The sequence below is a fragment of the Caldimonas manganoxidans ATCC BAA-369 genome (genome assembly GCF_000381125.1).
Lineage (GTDB): Bacteria > Pseudomonadota > Gammaproteobacteria > Burkholderiales > Burkholderiaceae_C > Caldimonas > Caldimonas manganoxidans.
This window is the reverse complement of the sequence record NZ_KB905946.1, coordinates 51,944-70,731: the sequence shown is the minus strand read 5'-3', so window position 1 is coordinate 70,731 and position 18,788 is coordinate 51,944. Positions and strand designations below refer to the sequence as shown.

At 66.4% G+C, this 18,788-nt stretch carries 16 protein-coding genes and 1 pseudogene; 11 read left to right on the top strand and 6 right to left on the bottom strand.

The window, feature by feature from the left end; translation table 11 throughout:
- A partial coding sequence (locus F615_RS0110920; protein WP_026330240.1) for a transposase occupies positions 1-205 on the bottom strand: 205 nt, incomplete at its 3' end.
- On the opposite strand from F615_RS0110920, the gene F615_RS20730 reads away from it, so the two are divergent.
- The 8 genes from F615_RS20730 (at position 204) to F615_RS0110880 (ending at position 8,391) form a co-directional block, all read left to right on the top strand.
- On the top strand, positions 204-557 hold the full coding sequence (locus F615_RS20730; RefSeq protein ID WP_019561224.1) for a hypothetical protein: 354 nt from the start codon (positions 204-206) through the stop codon (positions 555-557). The two genes, F615_RS0110920 and F615_RS20730, sit on opposite strands and share 2 nt — an antisense overlap.
- Positions 558-718: 161 nt before the next feature.
- The gene (locus tag F615_RS0110910) at positions 719-1,462 is read left to right on the top strand and encodes a FadR/GntR family transcriptional regulator (protein WP_033371326.1); all 744 of its coding nucleotides are present in this window, start codon (positions 719-721) and stop codon (positions 1,460-1,462) included.
- A gap of 143 nt (positions 1,463-1,605) precedes the next feature.
- A complete protein-coding gene (gene kdgD / locus F615_RS0110905; protein WP_019561222.1) occupies positions 1,606-2,517 on the top strand; it encodes a 5-dehydro-4-deoxyglucarate dehydratase in 912 nt (303 codons plus the stop codon).
- 31 nt (positions 2,518-2,548) lie between these two features.
- Positions 2,549-3,514 (top strand): Bug family tripartite tricarboxylate transporter substrate binding protein, encoded by a 966-nt coding sequence (locus F615_RS0110900; RefSeq protein WP_019561221.1) that lies wholly within the window; start codon positions 2,549-2,551, stop codon positions 3,512-3,514.
- Between the two features lie 69 nt (positions 3,515-3,583).
- Entirely contained in the window at positions 3,584-4,924 is a 1,341-nt protein-coding gene (gene gudD / locus F615_RS0110895) for a glucarate dehydratase (RefSeq protein WP_019561220.1), read from the top strand.
- 12 nt (positions 4,925-4,936) lie between these two features.
- The gene (locus tag F615_RS0110890) at positions 4,937-6,376 is read left to right on the top strand and encodes an aldehyde dehydrogenase family protein (RefSeq protein WP_019561219.1); all 1,440 of its coding nucleotides are present in this window, start codon (positions 4,937-4,939) and stop codon (positions 6,374-6,376) included.
- Positions 6,377-6,466: 90 nt separating this feature from the next.
- Entirely contained in the window at positions 6,467-7,417 is a 951-nt protein-coding gene (locus F615_RS0110885; RefSeq protein WP_019561218.1) for a Bug family tripartite tricarboxylate transporter substrate binding protein, read from the top strand.
- Positions 7,417-8,391 carry a 2-hydroxyacid dehydrogenase gene (locus F615_RS0110880; protein ID WP_033371324.1) on the top strand — a complete coding sequence of 325 codons (975 nt, stop codon included), beginning with the start codon at positions 7,417-7,419 and terminating at the stop codon, positions 8,389-8,391. The genes F615_RS0110885 and F615_RS0110880 overlap by 1 nt, the downstream gene beginning before the upstream one ends.
- Positions 8,392-8,438: 47 nt before the next feature.
- On the opposite strand, the gene F615_RS18300 is transcribed toward F615_RS0110880, so the two are convergent.
- The 4 genes from F615_RS18300 to F615_RS0110860 form a co-directional block, all read right to left on the bottom strand.
- Positions 8,439-9,053, bottom strand: a complete 615-nt coding sequence (locus tag F615_RS18300; RefSeq protein ID WP_169452428.1) for a DUF3047 domain-containing protein — start codon at positions 9,051-9,053, stop codon at positions 8,439-8,441.
- A gap of 296 nt (positions 9,054-9,349) precedes the next feature.
- Positions 9,350-10,321, bottom strand: a complete 972-nt coding sequence (locus tag F615_RS0110870) for a tripartite tricarboxylate transporter substrate binding protein (RefSeq protein ID WP_026330238.1) — start codon at positions 10,319-10,321, stop codon at positions 9,350-9,352.
- A gap of 36 nt (positions 10,322-10,357) precedes the next feature.
- Positions 10,358-11,494: a CaiB/BaiF CoA transferase family protein gene (locus tag F615_RS0110865; RefSeq protein ID WP_019561214.1), complete on the bottom strand. Its 1,137-nt coding sequence runs from the start codon at positions 11,492-11,494 to the stop codon at positions 10,358-10,360.
- Positions 11,495-11,532: 38 nt separating this feature from the next.
- A complete protein-coding gene (locus F615_RS0110860) occupies positions 11,533-12,471 on the bottom strand; it encodes a hydroxymethylglutaryl-CoA lyase (RefSeq protein ID WP_019561213.1) in 939 nt (312 codons plus the stop codon).
- A gap of 146 nt (positions 12,472-12,617) precedes the next feature.
- On the opposite strand from F615_RS0110860, the gene F615_RS0110855 reads away from it, so the two are divergent.
- The 3 genes and pseudogenes from F615_RS0110855 (at position 12,618) to F615_RS0110845 (ending at position 17,051) form a co-directional block, all read left to right on the top strand.
- On the top strand, positions 12,618-13,523 hold the full coding sequence (locus F615_RS0110855) for a LysR family transcriptional regulator (protein ID WP_310732001.1): 906 nt from the start codon (positions 12,618-12,620) through the stop codon (positions 13,521-13,523).
- 63 nt (positions 13,524-13,586) lie between these two features.
- Positions 13,587-15,410 (top strand): annotated as a pseudogene (locus F615_RS18295) (carboxyl transferase domain-containing protein); the annotation flags it as partial.
- A 138-nt stretch (positions 15,411-15,548) separates the two neighbouring features.
- On the top strand, positions 15,549-17,051 hold the full coding sequence (locus tag F615_RS0110845; protein WP_019561210.1) for a DUF294 nucleotidyltransferase-like domain-containing protein: 1,503 nt from the start codon (positions 15,549-15,551) through the stop codon (positions 17,049-17,051).
- Positions 17,052-17,067: 16 nt separating this feature from the next.
- On the opposite strand, the gene F615_RS20690 is transcribed toward F615_RS0110845, so the two are convergent.
- A complete protein-coding gene (locus F615_RS20690) occupies positions 17,068-18,747 on the bottom strand; it encodes a methyl-accepting chemotaxis protein (protein WP_019561209.1) in 1,680 nt (559 codons plus the stop codon).
- Between the last annotated feature and the right edge of the window lie 41 nt (positions 18,748-18,788).

Sequence of the window (18,788 nt, the reverse complement as noted above, 5' to 3'; positions counted from 1 at the left end):
AGTGAATGCGCAACATGCGTTCCAAGCCCACGGGAGGACGGCCATTGCCGGGCTTGGGGTAGTGCGGCTCGATCAACGCCACCAGCCGATTCCACGGCACGATCGTCTGCATCTCGGCCAAGAATGCGTCGCGCCGGGTGGGCTTGCGAAAACGCTCGAATCCCGCGGACGCATCGGCCGCCGCTGCCAAGGTCATCTGCTTCATGACCGTAATCATCGCCGCCCATCACCAGGGCGACAAGACGGACTACTGCCAGGCGCAGGACTTGATCAGCGTTTCCATAGACACCAACGATGTTGGCCTGCAAGATGGGTTCCCATGGTTGCTCGGTGGAGATGCCTCCGAGGTGCACCACGGCATCCACGCCGCGCAGCAAGTCGATCATCCCGGCTTTGTCTTGCAGCGCCACTGGATGCAGTTCTTCGCCTGGGCCGGCTGCACCCAGCTCGGCGATATCGCTGATTCGCAAAACGTCGCAGTAGGCTTTCAAGCGAGAGCGCAGTTCACGACCCAGGCCGCCAGCCGCGCCAGTGAGCAGCAGACGGGGGATGCGTAGAGATGTGCAATGCTGGGCAGGCATGGGCGGCTTGCGGAACCAGGGTTGGATTGCTAGAGTCGTGAAGACGCTGACATACGTCATCAGTCGTCGTACAACAATCGTCGTTCAGCCCCTGGGTGCTGTCAAGATGGCAAGACCTGGGGTTTACACGGAGCTTCATGTCCACGCTTGCCCCCCCTGTTCGTCGCAAATCCCGCACGTTGGCGCTCGATCTCGTCGATGCCTTGAGTGCCCGCATCCGTGCCGGGCAGTGGGCCGTCGGAGACAAGTTGCCCACCGAGGCGGCCATCATGGAAGAGTTCGGCGTGAGCCGCACCGTGGTGCGCGAGGCGATTTCCAAGCTTCAGGCCAGTGGGCTGGTGCAAACCCGTCACGGCATCGGCACCTTCGTGGCCAGCACGGGCGACGGGGGGAGTTTCCGTATCGCGCCGGAGCAGGTGGCCACCTTGCGCGATGTGATCGCGGTGCTGGAGCTGCGCATCGGGGTGGAGGCCGAGGCCGCCGCGCTGGCGGCGGTGCGCCGCAGCGAGGCTCATTTGCGGGCCATGCACGAGGCGCAGGCCGCGTTTGCTCGCGCCATCGAGGAAGGCACGGATGCGGTGGCTGCCGATCGGGCGCTGCACATGGAGATCGCCCGCGCCAGCGAGAACCCGCATTTCGTCGATTTGATGCAGCACTTGGGCGACATGCTGATTCCGCGTGCGCGGGTGAATTCCGCTCGGTTGGCGGGGCAGGGGCGTCGAGAGTATTTGCTGCGGGTGCTGGCCGAGCACGAGAGCGTGGTCGTGGCCATTGCCAACCGCGACCCGGAGGCCGCCCGGGCGGCCATGCGCACCCATCTGTCCAACAGTCGCGAACGTCTGCGTCGCGCCCAGGAGGCCGCCGAAGGCGCCAGCCGGTGAGGCCGCCGGCGAGGCGGCCTACGTAGAACCGCGGATCACGCAAGACTTGCCGTCGGCCCGGGTTAGTTGTACGATGACGTACAACATATCCGCTCGGTCACTGCAGATCGGAGCGTCTTTCTTCCAGCCCTGTGAGCCTGTCCATGAGCCCTCAAGACCTGCAACGCACCATTTCTTCTGGTCTGCTGTCGTTCCCGCTGACGGACTTCGATGCCGACCTGCACTTTGCGCCCAAGCCCTATGCCGAGCGCCTGGAGTGGCTCATGCCCTATGGCGCCAGCGCCTTGTTTGCAGCCGGCGGCACGGGCGAGTTCTTCTCGCTGGCGCCGCGCGAGTATGCAGAGGTGATCCGTGTGGCGGTGCAGACCTGCAAGGGCCGCATGCCCATCATTGCGGGGGCTGGCGGCGGCACGACGCTGGCCATTCAGTACGCCCAGGAGGCCGAGCGGCTGGGCGCGCAGGGCGTGCTGCTGCTGCCGCACTACCTGACCGAGGCCACGCAGGACGGGCTGGTGGCCCATGTCGAGGCGGTGTGCAAGAGCGTGAAGCTTGGCGTCATCGTCTACAACCGCGGCGCCTGCCGCTTGACGTCCGATTCACTGCTGCGCTTGGCCGAGCGCTGCCCGAACCTGATCGGCTTCAAAGACGGCATCGGTGACATCGAGGCGTTCGTCACCATTCGTCAGCGTCTGGGCGACCGTTTCGCCTACTTGGGCGGATTGCCCACGGCGGAAGTGTTCGCCGCGGCCTACAAGGCCATGGGTTGTCCGGTGTACTCGTCGGCGGTGTTCAACTTCATCCCGCGCACCGCGATCGAGTTCTACAACGCCCATGCCGCAGGCGATACCGCCACGACCGAGCGGCTGATCCGCGAGTTCTTCCTCCCCTACGTCGAGCTGCGCAACAAGGGGCAAGGCTATGCGGTGAGCATCGTCAAAGCCGGTGCGGCCGTGGTGGGCCGCAGTGCCGGGCCGGTGAGGCCGCCGCTGTCAGACCTTCAACCTGCGGAAGTCGAGCAGCTGCGAGCGCTGATCGACAAGCTCGGGCCTCAGTAATGTTGTTTTGCAAACCTCAGAGGAGACGTCGATGAACCGAACCATGAAGTGGCTGGCCGCCGTGGCCCTGGGTGTGGGGCTTGCTGCCAATGCCTTGGCCTGGCCCACCAAGACGATCACGTTGGTCGTGCCTTTCCCGCCGGGAGGCTCGACCGACACCTTGGCGCGCGCCATCGGCCCCAAGCTGCAGCAGCAGCTGGGGCAGACGGTCATCGTGGACAACAAGCCTGGAGCCACAGGCACCATTGGTGCGGGCTTGGTGGCTCGATCGGAGCCCGATGGCCACACGCTGCTGGTGGCCTCGCTCGGGCCCTACGTGATCGCGCCGCACTTGCTCAAGAGCGTACCGTATGACGCGACCAAGGATTTCGATCTGCTGACCGTGGCCGTGCAGGCCCCCAACGTGCTGGTGGTGCCAGCGGCCTCACCGTTCAAGTCGTTGAGCGACGTGCTGGCCCATTTGAAGGCCCACCCGGGCAAGATGACGTTTGCGTCTTCGGGCAACGGCTCGTCGGACCATCTGACGGCCGAACTGTTCTGGCAGCAGACGGGCACCACGGGCATTCATGTGCCCTACCGCGGCGGCGCCCCGGCGATCTCGGATCTGTTGGGCGCACAGGTCGATGCCTCGTTCCAAAACATCAACGCGATCATTCAGCACGTGCGCTCGGGCAAGCTGCGTGCTTTGGCGATCACGTCCGCACAGCGCTCCAAGCTGTTGCCGGAGGTGCCCACGCTGGAGGAATCCGGCATCAAAGGCGCCAATGTGTTCTCTTGGCAGGGCATTGCAGCCCCCAGAGGGTTGCCGGCAGAGGTCAAGAGCAAGTTGCATGCGGCGTTGGTCAACGCGATCAACGATCCGCAGGTGCGTGATCAGTTCGTCTCGGTCGGTTTCGAGCTGGTGGCCAACACGCCCGAGCAGTTCGCCAGCTTCCAGCGCGCCGAGTATGAGCGTTGGCGCACGCTGATCAAGGCGCGCAACATCACGGCCGACTGAACCCAGGCGGCAGGAAGCGTGGCCGCCGCGGAGGCGGCTGCGCAACCGCCTTGGATCGATGGAGTTTCCATGTCTTTGAACGATACCCCCCGCATCACGGACCTGCGCGCCATCCCCGTGGCCGGACGCGACAGCATGCTGCTGAATCTGAGCGGTGCGCACGGCCCGTTTTTCACTCGCAATCTGGTGGTGTTGACCGACAGCGCCGGGCGCACTGGGGTCGGCGAAGTGCCTGGCGGCGAAAAGATCCGGCAGACCCTGGAGGATGCTCGCCCCTTGGTGGTGGGCCAGCCGGTGGGTGCGTACAAGCAGGTGTTGCAACGGGTGCAGCAGACCTTCGCCGACCGCGACAGCGAGGGGCGGGGCCTGCAAACGTTTGACCTGCGGACCACGATTCACGCGGTGGCGGCCTTGGAGTCGGCGCTGCTCGATCTGCTGGGCCAGCACTTGGGGGTGCCGGTGGCCGCTTTGCTGGGTGAAGGCCAGCAGCGCGACAAGGTGGAGATGCTGGGCTATCTCTTCTTCGTGGGCGACCGCACCCGCACGGACTTGCCCTACCGCAGCCCCAAGGACGAACCGCAAGACGATCCCTGGTTCGGGGTGCGCAATGAGTGTGCATTGACGCCGCAGGCCATCGTGCGCCAAGCCGAAGCGGCGCATGCACGCTATGGCTTCAATGACTTCAAGCTCAAGGGCGGCGTGTTGCGCGGCGAGGAGGAGGTGGAGGCGGTGCGGGCTTTGCACGAGCGCTTCCCAACGGCCCGTGTGACGCTGGACCCCAACGGAGGATGGTGGCTGAAAGACGCCATCCGTTTGATGCGAGATTTGCACGGCGTGCTGGCCTATGCCGAGGACCCCTGCGGTGCGGAAGACGGGTTTTCCGGCCGCGAGGTGATGGCCGAGTTCCGCCGTGCCACGGGGCTGCCGACGGCCACCAACATGATCGCCACCGATTGGCGGCAAATGGTGCACGCACTGGCCGTGCAGGCGGTGGACATTCCGTTGGCCGACCCGCACTTCTGGACGTTGTCGGGTTCGGTGCGCGTGGCGCAGACCTGCCGAGACTGGGGCCTGACTTGGGGCTCGCACTCGAACAACCACTTCGATGTGTCGCTGGCGATGTTCACGCATGTGGCCGCGGCGGCGCCGGGTCGCGTCACGGCCATCGACACGCATTGGATCTGGCAGGACGGCCAACGCCTCACGAAAGAGCCGTTGCAGATCCGTGGCGGCTTCGTCGAGGTGCCAAACAAGCCGGGCCTGGGCGTCGAGCTGGACATGGCCGAGGTGGAGAAAGCCCATCGGCTCTACCTTGAGCACGGTCTGGGCGCGCGTGACGACGCCATCGCCATGCAATACCTGATTCCCAACTGGACTTTCGATCCCAAGCGGCCTTGTCTGGTCCGCTGAACGCACAACGCCATGTTCAAGAACCTCATCAACGGCCAGTGGGTGGAAGGCCCGAGCGTCACCCGCAACATCAACCCGTCGGACACACGGGATGTGATCGGCGAATATGCCCAAGCCGATGCGGCGCAGGCCCGCGAGGCGGTGGCCGCGGCCGATGCGGCCTTCCCGAGCTGGTCGCAGACCACGCCGCAGCAGCGCTTCGACATCCTGGATGCGGTCGGCAGCGAAATCCTGGCGCGGCGCAACGAGTTGGGTGATTTGCTGGCCCGTGAGGAGGGCAAGACCCTGCCTGAGGCCATCGGTGAAGTGGTGCGTGCCGGCAACATCTTCAAGTACTTTGCCGGTGAGGCGCTGCGCGGTGCCGGTGATGTGCTGCCTTCGGTGCGCCCAGGGGTGGGCGTGGAAGTCACCCGCGAGCCGCTGGGGGTGGTGGGCCTGATCACGCCGTGGAATTTCCCGATCGCCATTCCCGCTTGGAAAGTGGCTCCTGCGTTGGCCTATGGTAATACCGTGGTGCTCAAGCCGGCCGAGCTGGTGCCCGGTTCGGCCTGGGCCTTGGCCGACATCTTGCACCGTGCCGGTGTGCCTGCCGGGGTGTTCAACCTGGTCATGGGCCGCGGTCGCGACGTGGGTCAGGTGCTGTTGGATGATCCTCGCGTGGCGGCCATCAGCTTCACCGGTTCGGTGGCCACCGGGCGCCAAGTGGCGCAGGCTTGCGTGGCGCGGGGCGCCAAATTCCAGCTCGAGATGGGCGGCAAGAATCCCTTCGTGGTGTTGGACGATGCCGACTTGAACGTCGCCGTCAGTTGCGCCATCAACAGTGGTTTCTTCTCGACCGGTCAGCGCTGCACGGCGTCTTCGCGGGTGATCGTCACCGAGGGCATCCATGACCGCTTCGTGGCCGCGATGATCGAGCGCATGCGTGCGCTCAAGGTGGATGATGCGCGCAAAGCGGGCACCGACATCGGCCCCGTGGTCGACGAGCGGCAGCTGGCGCAAGACTTGGAATACCTGGCCATCGGGCAGCAAGAAGGGGCTCGCTTGGCCGCCGGTGGGCAGCGCATCGAGCTCAGCTCCGATGGCGCACCTGGCTACTACCTCAGCCCGGCGTTGTTCACCGAGACGACGCCGCAGATGCGCATCAACCGCGAAGAAATCTTCGGCCCGGTGGTCAGTGTGCTGAGGGTGAAGGATTACGAGGAGGCGCTGCACTGCGCCAACGATACGCCGTTCGGTTTGTCCGCCGGCATTGCCACCACCAGCCTGAAGTACGCCACGCATTTCAAACGCCATGCGCAGGCCGGGATGGTGATGGTCAACCTGCCCACGGCAGGCGTGGACTACCACGTGCCGTTCGGAGGGCGGAAGGGTTCGAGCTATGGGCCGCGTGAGCAAGGCGCTTATGCGGCCGAGTTCTACACCACGGTCAAGACGGCCTACACGCAGGCCTGAGACCCAGGGCCGATGCCATGGCAGGGCACGGCTTGCCAATGGCACAGCTCAAACACCAGGAGACAAGACATGACGACGCGTCGAAGGTTGATGGCAGCGGCTGCATTCGGGGGGCTGACGCCCGGCTGGATGACCAGAGCCTGGGCGGCGAGCTGGCCGCAACGCCCGCTGCGGCTGGTGGTGCCTTATCCTCCAGGCGGTTCCTCGGACATCATTGCGCGGGCGATCAGCCAACCTTTGGCCGACGCGTTGGGTCAGCCGGTGGTGGTGGACAACAAGCCCGGTGCGAACGGCAATCTGGGCACGGATTTCGTGGCCAAGTCGCGCGACGCTCACACACTGCTGCTGTGCGACACCGGGGCGCTGGCCATCAGCCCCTCGGTCTATAAGCAGCTGCCGTTCGATCCCTCGCGCGATCTGGTGGGTGTGGCCATGCTGGCATATTCACCGCATCTGTTGGTGGTGCATCCGTCGGTGCCGGCGAACGATCTGCGTGAGTTGGTGGCTTTGTCGCACCGCACGGCTTTGAATTTCGCAGTCACCGCCATTGGCAGCGCGCCGCATCTGGCGGGTGTGGCGGTCGAGCGTGCCACCGGTGCACGCTGGCAGTACATCCCGTACAAAGGGGGCTCGCAGGCCATCTCCGACACGGTGGCCGGCCAAACCCAAGTGCTGATGAACGGCATGTTGGCCACGTTGCCGCATGTGCAGTCGGGCAAGCTCAAAGTGCTGGGGGTGTCGAAAGCCGCCCGGGTGCCGTTGTTGGCACAGGTGCCAACGATCGCCGAACAGGGGGTCAAAGGCTTCGAATCCGGCACATGGCAGGGTGTGCTGATGCCGGCGGACACCCCCGCACCGGTGTTGGAGCGTCTGTCTCGCGAGTTGATTGCGATCATTCGTTCACCACAGGTGCGCGAGCGTTTGATCTCGCAAGGCGCCGAGGTGTACACGCAGGGTCCAGCAGATTTCAAGAAGTTCTTCGAGGCCGAGCGCAAGCGCTGGGCGGCCGTGGTGGCGCAAGCGGGCGTCAAGATCGAATGATGAGCGCATCACGCCGGCCGGTTGTCTTGCAGCGAGTGCCTGACCGCTTTGCGCCCGAGTTGCAGCGGGAATTGGCCACATACTGCGAGCTGCATGAGGCCCCCACGCAGCGGTCTTTGGAGGAGGTGATCGCGGAACACGGGCCTCGCATCGAGGCGGTGATCACGTCGGCGGCGGTGGGGGCGGATGCGTCCTTGATCGAGGCTTTGCCGGCCTTGAAGCTGATTTCCAGTCTCGGTGTGGGATTGGATCGGATCGACTTGCAGATGGCAGCCCGTCGTGGGGTGGCGGTGGGGTACACGCCGGGGGTGCTGGACGATTGCGTGGCCGACATGGCCTGGGCCTTGCTGCTGGATGTGATGCGCGGGCTCAGTGCCGCGGACCGCTTCGTGCGCAGCGGTGCCTGGGCGCAAGGCCACTTCCGGCCGCTGGGCTGCAAGGTCAGCGGTTCCCGCCTGGGCGTGGTGGGGCTGGGTCGTATCGGGCAGGCCATCGCACGTCGGGCCAGCGGATTTGCCATGCCGGTGCGCTATCACGCCCGTCGTCCGGTGGATGGGGTGCCCTGGACGTACGAGCCGTGCTTGATCGAACTGGCGCGCTGGGCCGATGTGCTGGTGGTGGCCACCTCCGGCGGCGAGGGCACGCGCCATTTGATCGATGAGGCGGTGCTGGAGGCCTTGGGGCCGCACGCCTATCTGATCAACATCGCTCGCGGCACGGTGGTCGATGAGCAAGCGCTGGTGCGCGCACTGCAACAGCGGCGCATCGCGGGGGCCGGTTTGGATGTGTTCGAAAGAGAGCCCGAAGTGCCCGAAGCCTTGCGGAGCCTGGACCATGTGGTCTTGGCCCCGCACATGGCCAGCGCGACGGTGCAGACCCGTTGGGCCATGGCCCAACGGGTGCTGGACAACCTGCGAGGCTATTTCGAGCAAGGTTGCTTGGTGTCCGAGGCGCCACGACCGCAAGCGGCTTGAGGCGTTGGGCGTGCGGTGGTGCCGCGGGCGTCTTGGGCCTTGCCGGTTCAGCGCCGGTTCAGTGTGATGTCGCCATACCAGGCGGTCACGGGCACGCCCAGGTCGTCGCTGTCGGTGAGCACGCCCACACTGCGGATCGGGCCAGGGTCTTCGCCGAAGGTGCGTCGGTAGTCCTCCACCACGTCGCGCTCGTGGAAGCGCCAGTGCCCGAGGGCTCCGGGGCTGCCGTCGATGACGAGGTAGCGGATGCGGCTGCTGCGGGCATAGTGGACCACGGTGTCGCGCGGGGTTTGAGCGTCCCAGACGTACATCAGGCTGGCATAGGGCAGGCGCTGTCCGGTGAAGAGCTCCACTTGCTCGTAGAACATCAAATCCCGCAGCGACAGCCGCCGCAGATCGCCGTCGAAGGCCAGGATCACGCGCGCGGGCGCATCGTCGATGCGTGGGTCGCTGACGGTCAGTCGGGGGTCCACATGCTGGACCATCCAGGAAAAGCGCAGGCGGCCGGCTTGCCATGGGTCGATGTCCACCAGGCAGCGCAGGCCGGTGGCCGCGCCGTCGGAGTGAGCTCGCAGCACGGTACGACCATCGACCGACGCGGTGGCGTAGTGGGTGGGGCGCTTGTCGCGCCGCAGGACATAAGGCTCCCAGCCGCGAGGCACGCGCCCGTCGGGCGCCGAGGCGGAAAAGGGAGCGATGCTCGTTGGGGCCAGGCCGGCCCCCAAGGGCGTTGTGGGGGGCCGGGCACAGCCGGCCACGGTGGCGCAGGCCAAGATGGTGCGCCCAAGCCAAAGACGGCGTGTGGGGTCGAGCCGGTGGTGGGGTGGAATGGGGCCGGTCTGACGGTGGGGCGGCATGGGCTTGCAGGGCAGGCGGTCGCAGAGTCAGTTTGCCATGCTCGCATGAAGCGAGCATGACGGAAAAGCCCCCGCGGCCCTGCCGCGCCGCGATGGCTTCCTCAGTCCAGCGTGATGTGGGCTTGTTTCACCAAGCGGGCATAGCGAGCTTGTTCGGCTTCCATGAAAGCCCGTGCGGCCTGCGGCGACGTGGGCTGGATCAGGTTGTTCTGCCGGGCCATGGCGGCTTGCACGGCCGGGTCGTTGAAGGCGGTCACGATGGCTGAGTGCAGGCGCTGCAATTGGTGTTGCGGCAGCTTGGCCGGCGCCACGGCGGCGAACCAGCCGGCCACTTCCACTTCGGGAAATCCTTGTTCGGCGATGGTGGGCAGATCGGGCAGTGCGGCAATGCGCTGACGGCCCATCACACCGATGGCTCGCAAGGCGCCGCTTTGCAGATGACCGAGCACGGCCGGCACGGCCACCACGCCCCAGTCGACTTGGCCGCCGATCAAGTCGGTGATCATCGGCCCGGTGCCCTTGTAGGGGATGTGGCGGCTGTCCACCTTGGCGGCTTCGGCGAACATGGCGGCGGCCAGGTGGATGATGGTGCCGTTGCCCGATGAGGCATAGTTGGTTTTGCCCGGCCGGGATTGCAAAAAGGCTTGCAGCTCCTTGGCCGTGCGCGCCGGCACATGGGTGGGATGGACCACGAGCACGAACGGTGTTTCTCCGACCACCGAGATCGGCGTGAGGTCGCGCAGGCCGTCATAGGGCATGTTCTTGAACACGCTGGGATTGACGGCATGGTTGTTGGAGACGAAGCCGATGGTGTTGCCATCTGGGGCGGCCTTCACGATGGCCTGGGTGCCGGTGATGCCGCCAGCCCCAGGCAGGTTTTCGATCACCACGGGCTGGCTCGTGGCTTGGGACAAGGCATTTTGTGCGGCACGCACGATGGCATCGACGCCCGAGCCGGCGCTCACCGGCAGGATCACGCGCAGCGGGGTGTTGCTGCTTTGAGCGAAGGCGGCAGGCGCCAGGGCCAAGGCAGCCAGCATCATCAGGTGGCGGCGACGAAGGGTTGGTTTCATCGGGGTCTCCTCGGGGGTGGAAGGTTCACGCGAACATCAGTGGGACGACAGGCGCGACAACACGTCTTCGGTGTGTTCGCCCACTCGGGCCAACGGCTGGCGCACGCCCAGGCGGCGCTGTCCCATCCGCAAGGGCAGCGCCACGACCTGGGTGGTCTGGCCGTCATCGGTGTCCATCGGCATCAGGCCCCCGCTGGCGCGCAAATGCGGGTCGTCCACCAGCTGGTCGGGGCGGCGCAAGGGCGCAAACGGCACCCCGGCGGCTTCCAAGCGAGCGCACAGCTCGTCCAGGCGCCAGCCGCGCAAGGTTTGGCGGAGTTCCTGCATGAGGCGGGGGCGCTCGGCCACGCGTTGGGTATTGGTGGCCAAGGCAGGGTCATCGGCCAGGTCCGGGCGTTCGATCACTTCGCACAGTGTGCGAAACTGCCGGTCGCTGACGGCACCGATGAACAATCGCTCGTCATCGGCCAGTGCAAAAACGTCGTAGACGCTCCAGGCCGAGACCCGCGCGGGCATGGGCGGCGGCGGCTCACCGGTCATCAGGTATTGCTGGATGTGTTGCGCCACGAGGAAGACGCAGTTTTCAAACAGGGCGCTTTGCACTTCCTGCCCGCGTCCGGTTCGCTCGCGTTCGCGCAAGGCTGCCAGCACGCCAATGGCGCCGAACATGCCGCCCATGATGTCGTTGACCGACGCGCCGGCTCGCAGCGGCTGGCCTGGCGGGCCGGTCATGTACGACAGGCCGCCCATCATCTGCACCACTTCGTCCAGTGCCGTGCGATGCTCGTAGGGCCCAGGCAGAAAGCCTTTGTGAGAGGCGTAGATCAACCGAGGAAACCGGGCGGACAGGGTGTCGTAATCGAGACCGAGCTCGGCCATCAGGCCGGGGCGGAAGTTTTCGATGAGCACGTCGGATTGACCGATGAGCTCCAAAGCCGTCGCACGGCCTGCGGGGGTGTGCAGATCGAGCACCACGCTCTTTTTGTTGCGGTTGAAGCTGCGGAAAAAGCCGATGCCCAGCCCCGGCAAGCGGCGGGTCTTGTCTCCGCCGGGGGGTTCGATCTTGATCACCTCGGCCCCGAGGTCGGCCAGGATCATCCCGCAGGTCGGCCCCATGACCATGTGGGTGAATTCGATGACGCGAAGGCCATCCAGTGGTAACGCAGCAGTCATAGAAGCGAGCTCCATCGATGCCATGAACAGAGGGGGGCTCACGTGCAGGCGTGGGCCGGCCGGAAGGTCTTGGGCAGTCCGGCTCGCCACAGTGTGCCGTGGGTCGGTTCGCCCTCGATCCAGCGCACCAGCTGCGCACGCAGCGCCAGCAAGGCGTGGATGTCGATGCCCGTGTCCACCCCCATGGATTCCAGTAGGAACACCAGGTCCTCGGTGGCTGCATTGCCGCTGGCGCCCGGGGCATGAGGGCAGCCGCCGATGCCGCCCAGCGATGCATCGAAGCGCGTGATGCCCAGTTGCAGCGCGGCCACCACATTGGCCAGGGCCAGGCCGCGGGTGTCGTGGAAGTGGGCGCCGCACAAACGATCGCCGGCGATTCTGAGCGCCTGCTCGAACAGGCGACTGACCGACGCGGGGTCGGCGTAGCCGACGGTGTCGGCCAGGCTCACCCGGTCGGCGCCGGCATCGAGCAGGGCTTGCAGCAGGCGCAGCACCTCGGCAGGCCGCACCTCGCCTTGGATCGTGCAGCCAAAGGCCGTGCCCACCCCGCCTTCGATCAGGGTGCGCCGGCCGCTGGCGTCACGCGCGGCGCGGATGCGAGCCATCTCGGCCACCACCTCGTCCGGCGTTTTGCGCAGGTTGGCCAGGCTGTGCGCAGCACTGGCCGACAAGGGCAGGATCATCAGGTCCGCCTCGAGTTCGAGCGCGCGCTCGGCACCTTGGAGGTTGGGGATCAGCACGGAGACGCTCAGCCCCGGCAAGGTTTTGGCCTCACGCAAGACCTCGGCCGTGTCGGCCAACTGGGGCAGCCTGCGCGCCGGCACGAACGAGCCGACTTCGATCTCGCGCAGGCCCGCAGCATGCGCGGCACGCACCCACGCACATTTGTGCTCGGTGGGCACGATGGTGCCGATGCTTTGCAGGCCATCGCGCAGACCGACTTCGCGAACGGTGGCGCACAGAGGCAGTGTTTGCATGGGGTGCACTTCAGAGGGTGGAACAAGATGGCTTGCGCAGGACTTTAGGGTTTCCGGCATGGACTTGTAGCGATATTTGGGAACCAATACCGTTCCTGTTTGGAAACGCTGATGCCGCACCTGACCCGATGCGTCCGATCGATCCTGTGAGCCTGAAGCTTTTCGTTGCCGTCTGCGAAGAGGGCAACATCGCCCGAGCGGCCGAGCGCGAGGCCATCGTGCCTTCGGCCATCAGCAAACGCATTGCGGCCATCGAGGAAGACGCCGGCGTGCGCTTGTTGGTGCGCGCTCGGCGCGGCATTCGGCCGACGGCCGCCGGCGAAGCCTTGTTGCGCCAAGCGCGTGAAGTGCTGGGCGCATTGGCGCGTTTGCAAGCCGAGCTCAGTGGCTTTGCCAGCGGGGTGCAAGGCAGCGTGCGGGTGCTGGCCAGCATCTCGGTGCTGTCGGAACGCTTGCCCGATGACGTGGCGGAATTCTTGGCGCGTTACCAAGCCGTGAAGGTGAGTTTCGAGGAGCGCTTGAGCCCGGAGATCGTGCGCAGCGTGCGCGAGGGAACGGCCGATCTGGGTGTGCTTTGGGACGCCGGCGAGCTTCAGGGGCTGCACACGCTGCCGTACCGATGCGATCACCTGGCCGTCTTGGTGCATGCCTCGCATCCGCTGGCGCGGCGCCGCCGCTTGAAATTCGTCGAGACGCTGGATCACGAGGCCGTCGGTGTCATGCCCGGCAGCATCATGGAGACGATGCTGCGGCGCTACGCGGCCATGGCCGGCCGCACCTGGGTTCACCGCATTCAAGTCTCGACACTGGATGCGGCTTGTCGCATCGTGGCCGCCGGTTTGGGTTTGGCGATCCTGCCTCGGGAAGTGTGCGAGCCGCAGGCGCGCAGCCTGGGCTTGCGACTCATTCCGTTGACGGATGCTTGGGCTTGCCGTCGGTTCGTGATCTGCATGCGATCGCCACAGACCTTGACCGCAGCCGCTCGGCTGTTGGTGGACCATTTGCAGCAGTGTGCGGGCGTTCAGTCGCCCTCGAAGGCGTCACCCAGGTGACGGACATGGACCGCGCCTTGGAGGGATAAAGCTGCTTGTGTTGCTTTCGTCTCGAGGACCACCATGCCGACCGATCTCGTGCACGCTCCCACCAGCGCGACGGTGGTTGAATTCCTCGTTCGGCCTGGCCAGACCGTGCGCGCCGGACAACCACTGCTGGTGCTCGAAGCCATGAAGATGGAGCACGAAATCTGCGCGCCGTCCGATGGTGTGGTGCGCGAGTGGCTGGCCGCCGTGGGGGAGTTGGTGCAAGAAGGCGCCGCCTTGCTGCGGCTGGGCCCTGCGGAGCCGGCCTTGCCAAGCGCCTGCGAGGCCACGGCGGCGATGCCGCCGGCTTGCCGCGAGCGCGCCGACCTGCAGCGGCTGCGCGAGCGCTTGGCGCTGACGCAGGATGCCGCCCGGCCCGAGGCAGTGGCGCGTCGTCACGCCCAGGGCTTGCGCACGGCACGCGAAAACATCGCCGACCTGTGCGACCCGGGCAGCTTCATCGAGTATGGGGCACTGGCCATCGCTGCGCAGAGCCGTCGGCGCAGCCTGGAGGACTTGCAGCGCTACACCCCGGCCGATGGCATCGTCACCGGTATCGGCTCGGTCAACAGTGCCTGGTTCGGCGAAGAGGCTTCACGCTGTGTCGTGATGGCCTATGACGCCACGGTGTTGGCCGGCACCCAGGGCGCGCGCAGCCACCAAAAGACCGACCGGATGTTGGCGATCGCCCTCGAGCAGCGGCTGCCGGTGGTGTTGTTTGCCGAGGGGGGCGGTGGCCGCCCGGGCGATACGGATTGGCCGGTGGTGGCCGGATTGCACCTGCCCACGTTTGCCAGTTGCGCCAGGCTGTCGGGCCTGGTCCCGGTGGTGGGCATCGCCGCCGGGCGTTGTTTTGCCGGCAATGCCGCGTTGTTGGGGTGTTGCGATGTCATCATCGCCACGCGCGACAGTTGCATCGGCATGGGCGGACCGGCCATGATCGAAGGCGCGGGTTTGGGCGTTTACCGTGCCGAGGACATCGGGCCCAGCGAAGTGCAAGCCCGCAACGGGGTGATCGATGTGCTGGTGGACGACGAGGCCGCCGCGGTGCGTGTGGCGCGCCAGTATCTGTCGTATTTTCAGGGCCGGGTGAGCGAATGGGACTGGAGCGACCTCGCGGTCTTGCGCGAGGCCGTTCCCGAAAACCGCTTGCGCGCCTACGACATGCGGGCGGTGATGCGGGCCGTGGCCGATGCGGGCTCGGTGCTGGAATTGCGTGAGGGATTCGGGCGCAGCGTGTTGACGGCCCTGGCCCGCATCGAGGGCCGACCGGTGGGTTTGTTGGCGAGCAATCCGGCGCATTTGGGCGGCGCCGTCGATGCGGAGGCGGCGGACAAAGCGGCGCGCTTCGTGCAGTTGTGTGATGTGCATGGCCTGCCCATCGTCTCGCTCATCGACACGCCCGGATTCTTGGTGGGGCCGCAGGCCGAGGCGCAGGCCCAGGTGCGCCACGTGAGCCGCTTGTTCCTGGCCGCAGCACGCAAGCGCGTGCCCTGGCTGGCCGTGGTGCTGCGCAAGGCTTACGGTCTGGGCGCGATGGCCTTGGCCGGCGGCAGCCTGCATGCGCCCATGGCCACGGCCGCCTGGCCCACCGGTGAATTTGGCGCCATGGGCTTGGAAGGCGCGGTGCGCCTGGGGTATCGCAAAGAGCTCGAAGCCCAGCCCGAGGGCCCCGCGCGGCAGGCCTTGTTCGAGCGTTTGCTGGCCGAGCAGCGGGCCCGCGGTGCGGCGCTGCACATGGCGCAGACCTTGGAGATCGATGCGGTGATCGACCCGGCCGACACACGCTCCTGGCTGGCGCGCGCGCTGGCCTCGGCCCGTGTGGGCGAGCCGGCAGGGCGCTATCTCGACGCCTGGTGAGTTCTTGCCGGCAGGGCGGGCGGCTTGACGCCCCTCAAGACCTGGGTGCGGTGGCGCGGATCCAGCGGGCCGCCAAGCGCTCGAGGCTTCTCGGTTTCCCCTCTGGTCAGGTCGGGGCTGGCCGGCGATGATGGGGCCATGGATGCTCCCCCGTCGGGTCTGGAACCGTCGGCGCCACCGTCCGAGCCCCATCGGGCGACCGGCCGCCGCGAGCAGCACCTGCATCTGCTGAACGAGCCGTTGTCGAGCTTGCGCTGGCGCGCGCCGGTCACGGTGCCGCCCACGGCCAGTGTGCGAGAGGCGGCGCAGCTCATGCAGCAGCAGGGCGTGTCGTCGGTGTTGGTGGTCGAACAAGGCCGGCTGTTTGGGCTGGTGACCGACCGCGACTTGCGCAACCGGGTCGTGGCTGCCGGGCTGGATCCGTCCCGTCCGGTGTTGGACATCGCGACGCTGGCCCCCCTGACCTTGGATGAGAGCCGCCCGGCGATCGAGGCGCTGATGCTGATGGCGCAACACAATATCCATCATCTGCCGCTGATGAACGGGTCGCGTGTCACCGGCCTGGTCACGGCGCGCGACCTCACCGAGCGGCATGGCACCACCGCCGTCTATCTCGTCGGAGAGATCTACAAGCAAGCCGATCTGGACGGCCTGGTCCGCCTGAGCCGGCGCTTGCCCGAGCTGCAGCGCCACCTCGCGGCGGCCGACGCTTCAGCCCATGCCACGGGGCATTTGATCACCGCCGTCACCGATGCCTTCACCGTTCGGCTGATCCAGCTTGCAGAGAACCGGCTGGGCCCGCCGCCGGTAGACTATGTCTGGGTGGCTGCCGGCTCGCAGGCCCGCTGCGAACAGACGGCCAAGACCGATCAGGACAATTGCCTGATCTTGGACGACGGCTACGACGAAGCTCGCCACGGGGCCTACTTCGAGGCTTTCGCGCGCTGGGTCTGCGAGGGCCTGGCCGCCTGCGGTTATGTGCATTGCCCGGGCGAGATGATGGCCATGACGCCGGCTTGGCGGCAGCCCTTGCGTCGCTGGCGTCAGTATTTCCGCACCTGGATCGGCGAGCCCGAACCCAAGGCGCTGATGCTCACCTGCGTATTTTTCGATCTGCGTGCGGTGCATGGCCGCACCGATGTGCTCGATTCGCTGCGCAGCGACATGCTCGAGCGCACGCGCGGCAACGGCATCTTTCTGGCACATATGGTGGGCAACGCGCTGGCCCATCGGCCGCCGCGAGGGCTGTTTGGCGGTATTGCCCCCATTCGCAGCGGCGAGCATCGCGGTGCCATCGATCTGAAGCACAGCGGCATCGTGCCCATCGTCGATCTGGCGCGCATCTACGCGCTGGCCGGGGCTTTGAAGGAGGTCAACACACACGAGCGCTTGCAGCGTGCGGCCGACGGCGGCGAGATCAGCGCCCAGAGCGTGCGCGACCTGCGCCAGGCGCTGGAATTTCTAGCGGCATTGCGCATCCGCCACCAGGCGGGCCAGATCGCGCAAGGAATGGCGCCGGACAACTTCCTCGTCGTCGAAGGGCTGTCGCATTTCGAGCGCAGTCAGCTCAAGGAAGCCTTCGACATCGTTCACACCTTGCAAAGTGTGCTGGAGCAGCGTTTCCAGTCGGGGTGGTTCTAGCCTGGGCGCGCGATGCTCAGTGCTCGCGCCAACCGCCGTCGGTGGCTTGCATCGGCGGTGGCTCGGAGGGAGCCGCCACGGCATTCCGGCTGGACGCCTGGGCCCGCTCGATCAGTGCGGCGGCGTGCTGCTCGCTGAGCTTGAACTGCGCGACGGCCTCCACCAAACGGCGCGCCTGCTGGGCCAGGCTGTCGGCGGCAGCGGCCGATTGCTCCACCAGCGCGGCGTTTTGCTGCGTCACTTGGTCCAGCTGGCCCACGGCGTCGTTGATCTGGTTCAGGCCGGAGGTCTGCTCGATGGTGGCCGCGCTGATTTCCTGGATCAGATCGGTCACGCGCTTGACCTGGGCCACGATGTCGCTCATCGTCTGCCCGGCCTGATCCACCAGGCCGCTGCCGGCTTCCACCTTCTCCACGCTGGCCTGGATCAGGCTCTTGATTTCCTTGGCCGCCTGGGCACTGCGCTGGGCAAGGTTGCGCACCTCGCCGGCCACCACCGCGAAGCCGCGGCCTTGTTCGCCGGCGCGCGCGGCTTCCACCGCGGCATTGAGCGCCAGAATGTTGGTTTGGAAGGCAATGCCATCGATCACGCCGATGATGTCGGCGATTTTCTTGGAGCTGGCATTGATCTCGCCCATGGTGTGCACCACCTCGCCCACCACTTGACCGCCTTTGCTGGCCACGTCGCTGGCCACGCCGGCCAACTGGGCCGCTTGGCGGGCGGTCTCGGCATTGTGCTGCACGGTGCTCACCAACTGTTCGATCGAGGCGGCCGTTTGCTGCAGATTGCTCGCCTGCTCCTCGGTGCGCTGGGACAAATCGGCATTGCCCGCGGCAATCTGGTTGGAGCCCGTGGCAATGTGGTCGCTGCTGGCGCGCACACTGCCGACCACGCGGCGCAAAGACTCTTGCATCGCATGCATGGCCATCACCACGCTGCCCGGCTTGGCGCGTGAGAGATCGATCGACGTGGTCAAATCGCCTTGCGCGATCGCATTGGCCACGGCCGCCACCTCGGCCGGCTCGCCGCCGAGCTGGCGCGTCAGCCGACGAGTCAGCCACACGCCCAGCCCCAGGCCCGTGGCCACGCCGGCCAAGATCAGCCCGATCATCGCAATGCGCCCGCTGGCAAAGGCGGCCGAGGTGGCTTCGGCCAATTCCTGGACGTTGGCCTGCTTGCGTTGCTTGAGTGCGGACAGCCGGGTTTCGGCTTCACTGATCACGGGCCGCAAGTCTTCGCTGAGCATGTGGACCGCCGTCCAGGCTTCGCCCGGCGGCTCGCTGTCCAGCCGGGTGAGCAGTTCGCTCAAGGCCTGCTGCACCTTGCCCAGCTGCTCGCGCGCGGCTTGCACCATTTGCTTGCCTTCGGGGGTAGTGAAATAGTTGTCGGTCTGATCCAGCAGCTCCAGTGTTTGGCGCATGCGCTGCTGCGCGGTGTCCACGCGCTCTTTGCGGGTGGTCAAGGTGTCGGCAAACACGGCATCCATGGCTGCTCGGTTGGTGGCTTGCAGCATCAAGGCGGTGTCGGACGCTGCATTGAGCCCAAGGACTTGCCGTTGGTACATGGCTTGGGCGTACTCGTTCATCTGGGACGTGCGCCACAAGCCCACGGCGCCGATCATCGCGCCGATGGTGCATACCGCGATGAACCCGCCGATGAGCTGGGTGCCCACGCGCCAGTGTTGGATGAATTTCATGGTCAAGAATCCCGTCGATGGCCGTACGACCCCCTCCGTGC

Excerpts from the sequence above, each read along its gene's own strand:
- F615_RS20730 (WP_019561224.1), top strand. The coding sequence starts at position 204 with ATGACCGTAATCATCGCCGCCCATCACCAGGGCGACAAGACGGACTAC.
- F615_RS0110910 (WP_033371326.1), top strand. The coding sequence starts at position 719 with ATGTCCACGCTTGCCCCCCCTGTTCGTCGCAAATCCCGCACGTTGGCG.
- kdgD (WP_019561222.1), top strand. The coding sequence starts at position 1,606 with ATGAGCCCTCAAGACCTGCAACGCACCATTTCTTCTGGTCTGCTGTCG.
- F615_RS0110900 (WP_019561221.1), top strand. The coding sequence starts at position 2,549 with ATGAACCGAACCATGAAGTGGCTGGCCGCCGTGGCCCTGGGTGTGGGG.
- gudD (WP_019561220.1), top strand. The coding sequence starts at position 3,584 with ATGTCTTTGAACGATACCCCCCGCATCACGGACCTGCGCGCCATCCCC.
- F615_RS0110890 (WP_019561219.1), top strand. The coding sequence starts at position 4,937 with ATGTTCAAGAACCTCATCAACGGCCAGTGGGTGGAAGGCCCGAGCGTC.
- F615_RS0110885 (WP_019561218.1), top strand. The coding sequence starts at position 6,467 with ATGGCAGCGGCTGCATTCGGGGGGCTGACGCCCGGCTGGATGACCAGA.
- F615_RS0110880 (WP_033371324.1), top strand. The coding sequence starts at position 7,417 with ATGAGCGCATCACGCCGGCCGGTTGTCTTGCAGCGAGTGCCTGACCGC.
- F615_RS0110870 (WP_026330238.1), bottom strand. The coding sequence starts at position 10,321 with ATGAAACCAACCCTTCGTCGCCGCCACCTGATGATGCTGGCTGCCTTG.
- F615_RS0110865 (WP_019561214.1), bottom strand. The coding sequence starts at position 11,494 with ATGACTGCTGCGTTACCACTGGATGGCCTTCGCGTCATCGAATTCACC.
- F615_RS0110860 (WP_019561213.1), bottom strand. The coding sequence starts at position 12,471 with ATGCAAACACTGCCTCTGTGCGCCACCGTTCGCGAAGTCGGTCTGCGC.
- F615_RS0110845 (WP_019561210.1), top strand. The coding sequence starts at position 15,549 with ATGGATGCTCCCCCGTCGGGTCTGGAACCGTCGGCGCCACCGTCCGAG.
- F615_RS20690 (WP_019561209.1), bottom strand. The coding sequence starts at position 18,747 with ATGAAATTCATCCAACACTGGCGCGTGGGCACCCAGCTCATCGGCGGG.